This is a genomic window from Trinickia sp. (genome assembly GCF_036503415.1).
Taxonomy (GTDB): domain Bacteria; phylum Pseudomonadota; class Gammaproteobacteria; order Burkholderiales; family Burkholderiaceae; genus Trinickia.
Genome location: NZ_DASXWY010000157.1, coordinates 1 through 4,499, shown reverse-complemented (window position 1 = coordinate 4,499; position 4,499 = coordinate 1). Strand labels below are relative to the sequence as shown.

The 4,499-nt window shown below is 68.9% G+C and carries 3 protein-coding genes; all 3 read right to left on the bottom strand.

What is annotated here, in order from left to right; translation table 11 throughout:
- Positions 1-83, bottom strand: an 83-nt coding sequence (locus VGL01_RS19090) for a formate dehydrogenase subunit delta (protein ID WP_331572086.1), incomplete at its 3' end; no start/stop codon positions are given.
- Between the two features lie 19 nt (positions 84-102).
- A complete protein-coding gene (gene fdhF / locus VGL01_RS19085) occupies positions 103-3,060 on the bottom strand; it encodes a formate dehydrogenase subunit alpha (protein ID WP_331572085.1) in 2,958 nt (985 codons plus the stop codon).
- Between the two features lie 38 nt (positions 3,061-3,098).
- A partial coding sequence (locus tag VGL01_RS19080; RefSeq protein ID WP_331572084.1) for an NADH-ubiquinone oxidoreductase-F iron-sulfur binding region domain-containing protein occupies positions 3,099-4,499 on the bottom strand: 1,401 nt, incomplete at its 5' end.

Here is a 4,499-nt window from a genome sequence, read left to right as displayed (position 1 = left end):
GCGAGGGCCTCGTCGCGATCGGGCATCGACTCGAAGAACTCGCCGATGCGGTTGGCCATCTCGATCAGGTGCTGCTCGTTCATCGTCGGTCTCTCACTGTGCTCATTTGCCCGTGCCCGCATGGGCCGCGCCGCGCTCGCGCTCGTTGAGCAGCGTGAGCTGCTCGTCGGTAAAGCGCGAGTACGCCTGCTGCCACGCCGAAGGCTGCTGCACCGGCATCACCTGCACCGCCGTCACCTTGTACTCGGGGCAGTTGGTCGCCCAGTCCGAGCTGTCCGTGGTGATCACGTTCGCCCCCGACTCGGGGAAGTGGAACGTCGTATAGACGACCCCGGGCTGCATGCGCTCGGTCACCAGCGCGCGCAGCACCGTCGTCCCCGCGCGCGATTCGATGCCCACCCAGTCGCCCGTCTTCACGCCGCGCTCCTCGGCATCGTGCGGATGCAGCTCGAGCCGGTCCTCGTCGTGCCAGCGCACGTTCTCCGTGCGCCGCGTCTGCGCCCCCACGTTGTACTGCGACAGAATCCGCCCCGTCGTCAACAGCAGCGGGAAGCGCCGCGTCACCTTCTCGTCGGACGCCACGAACTTCGTGATCACGAACTTGCCCTTGCCCCGCACGAACTCGTCCACGTGCATCGTCGGCGTGCCCTCGGGCGCCTGCGCGTTGCACGGCCACTGCACGCTGCCCAACTCGTCGATCAGCGCATACGAGACCCCCTCGAACGTCGGCGTGAGCCGCGCGATCTCGTCCATGATCTCGCCCGGATGCGCGTAGTCCATCTCGTAGCCCAGCGCCTTCGACAGCTTGAGCGTCACCTCCCAGTCCGCGAAGCCGGCCATCGGCGGCATCACGCGCCGCACCCGCGAGATGCGCCGCTCCGCGTTCGTGAACGTGCCGTCCTTCTCCAGGAACGACGAGCCCGGCAGGAACACGTGCGCATACTTGGCCGTCTCGTTCAGGAAGATGTCCTGCACCACGATGCACTCCATCGCCGAGAGCGCCGCGGCCACATGCTGCGTGTCCGGGTCCGACTGCACGATGTCCTCGCCCTGGCAGTACAGCCCCAGGAACGTGCCGTCCAGCGCCGCATCGAACATGTTCGGAATGCGCAGCCCCGGCTCCGCTTGCAGCGCCACGTGCCAGGCCGCCTCGAACTGCGTGCGCACCGCGTCGCCGCCCACGTGCCGGTAGCCCGGCAGCTCGTGCGGAAACGAGCCCATGTCGCACGAGCCCTGCACGTTGTTCTGCCCGCGCAGCGGATTCACGCCCACGCCCTCGCGCCCGACGTTGCCCGTGGCCATCGCCAGGTTCGCGATGCCCATCACCATCGTCGAGCCCTGCGCATGCTCGGTCACCCCGAGCCCGTAGTAGATCGCCGCATTGCCGCCCGTCGCGTACAGGCGCGCCGCGGCACGCACGTCCGCGGCCGGCACGCCCGTGACCGCCTCGGTGGCCTCGGGCGAGTTCTCCTCGCGCGCCACGAACTCGCGCCACTGCGCAAACGAGACCGGCTCGCAGCGCTCGGCCACGAACGCCTCGGCCACCAGGTTTTCCGTGACCACCACGTGCGCCAGCGCATTGATCAGCGCCACGTTCGTGCCCGGGCGCAGCGGCAAGTGGTAATCGGCCTTCAGGTGCGGGCCGTCCACCAGATCGATGCGCCGCGGATCGGCCACGATCAGCTTGGCGCCCTCGCGCACGCGCCGCTTCAAGCGCGAGGCGAACACCGGGTGCCCGTCCGTCGGGTTGGCCCCGATCACCACGATCACGTCCGAGTGCGCCACCGAGGCAAACGTCTGCGTGCCCGCCGATTCGCCCAGCGTCGTCTTCAGCCCGTAGCCCGTGGGCGAATGGCACACCCGCGCGCAGGTGTCCACGTTGTTGTTGCCGAACGCCGCGCGCACGAGCTTTTGCACGAGGTACGTCTCCTCGTTCGTGCAGCGCGACGAGGTGATCCCGCCGATCGAATCGCGCCCGTACTTGGCCTGGATGCGCTTGAACTCCGAGGCCGCGTAGCTGATCGCCTCGTCCCAGCTCACTTCGCGCCACGGGTCCGTGATCTTCGCGCGGATCATCGGCTTGGTGATGCGGTCCTTGTGCGTCGCGTAGCCCCAGGCAAAGCGCCCCTTCACGCAGGCGTGGCCCTCGTTGGCCTGCCCGTTGCGGTACGGCACCATGCGCACCACCTGGCTGCCCTTCATCTCCGCCTTGAACGCGCAGCCCACACCGCAGTACGCGCACGTCGTCACCACCGAATGTTCCGCCTGACCGAGCACCGTGACGGACTTTTCCATCAAGGTGGCCGTCGGGCAGGCCGCCACGCACGCGCCGCACGAGACGCACTCCGAGTCCATGAACGGCACGTTCTCGCTGGCCGCCACGCGAGAGTCGAACCCGCGCGCGGCGATCGTCAGCGCGAACGTGCCCTGCGTCTCCTCGCACGCGCGCACGCAGCGGTTGCACACGATGCACTTGGACGGATCGTAGGTGAAGTACGGGTTCGATTCGTCCTTTTGGTCCTTGAGGTGATTGGCCCCGTCAAAGCCGTAGCGCACCTCGCGCAAGCCCACCACGCCCGCCATGTCCTGCAGCTCGCAGTTGCCGTTGGCCGGACACGTCAGGCAATCGAGCGGATGGTCCGAGATGTACAGCTCCATCACGTTGCGCCGCAAATCCTGCAGCCGCGGCGTTTGCGTGGCCACGCGCATGCCCGCTTCGACCGGCGTCGTGCACGAGGCCGGATAACCGCGCCGGCCTTCGATCTCCACCAGGCACAGCCGGCACGAGCCGAACGGCTCCAGCGAATCGGTCGCGCACAGCTTGGGCACGTTCACGCCCGCTTCGATCGCCGCGCGCATCACCGAGGTGCCCGCGGCCACCGTCACCTCGCGATCGTCGATCGTGAGCGTCACGTCCGTGTCGGCGTGCCGGCGCGGCGTGCCGTAGTCGATGTCATCGAGCGGGTTCAGGTTCTGCGCGGCGCTCTTGCAGGCACAGTTGCCCGAGCCGCAGCCGCCGGCTTGGCCAGTCTTCGAAGGGGATACCAGTGCGTCGGACATGAATCAGTACTCCTGAGGGTTGCGTGCGCGCCAGCGGCTCAAGCCGCGGCCGCTTTGGGCTCGGCACGCAGACCGAAATCTTCCGGGAAATGATCGAGCGCGGAGCGCACCGGATACGGCGTCATGCCGCCCATCGCGCACAGCGAGCCCGACACCATCGTGTCGCACAGATCGCGCAGCAGTTGCACCTGCTTGTCCGAGGTGTCGCCATTGCGCATGCGCTGGATCACCTCGACGCCGCGCGTGGAGCCGATACGGCACGGCGTGCACTTGCCGCACGACTCGATCGCACAGAAGTGCATCGCGTATTGCGCCAGCTCCGCCAGGTTCGACGTGTCGTCGTGCACCACCAGCCCGCCGTGGCCCACCACCGCGCCCACGGCCGCATACGCTTCGTAGTCCAGCGGAATGTCCCACTGGCTCTCCGGCAAGTACGTGCCCAGCGGCCCGCCCACTTGCACCGCCCGCGCGGGCCGCCCGCTGGCCGTGCCGCCGCCGTACTCGTCGAGCAGTTCGCGCAGCGTCACGCCGAAGGCCAACTCCACGAGCCCGCCGCGCAAGATGTTGCCCGCCAGCTGAAACGGCAGCGTGCCGCGCGAGCGGCCCATGCCGAAGTCGCGGTAGTACGCCGCGCCGCGCGCGAAGATCACCGGCACCGTGGCCAGCGTGATGACGTTGTTGATCACCGTGGGCTGGCCGTACAGGCCCGCGAGCGCTGGCACCGGCGGCTTGGCCCGCACGATGCCGCGCTTGCCCTCGAGCGACTCGAGCAGCGCCGTTTCCTCGCCGCACACGTACGAGCCCGCGCCCTTGGCCACCTCCAGCTCGAACGCGCGGCCCGAGCCGAGCACGCTCGCGCCGAGCCAGCCTGCCTCGCGCGCGCGTTCGATCGCCGCGTTCAGCATCGCGATCGCATGCGGGTATTCGCTGCGCACGTAGATGTAGCCGCGCGTGGCGCCCGTGACCACGCCCGCGATGATCATGCCTTCGATCAGCCCGTACGGATCGCCCTCCATCGACAAGCGGTCCGAGAACGTGCCGGAGTCGCCCTCGTCGGCATTGCACACGATGTACTTCTGGGCGGCCTGGGCCGCGCGCACCGTGCGCCATTTGATGCCGGCCGGAAACGCCGCGCCGCCGCGCCCGCGCAGGCCCGATTCGATCAGCGCCTCGACGGCCGCGTCGCCGTCCATCGCCAGCGCCGCTTTGAGGCCCACGAGGCCTTCGTGGGCCAGGTAATCGTCGATCGACAGCGGATCGGTGAGCCCCAGGCGCGCGAACGTGAGCCGCTGCTGGCGCTTCAGATACGGAATTTCCTCGACGAGGCCCACCGCCCGCGCGTGCGTGCTGCCGCCGCCGTCGAGCCAGCCCGCGTCGAACAGCGCGGCGACATCGGCCGCCTCGACGTTGCCGTAGCCCACGCGGCCCGCGGGCGTTTG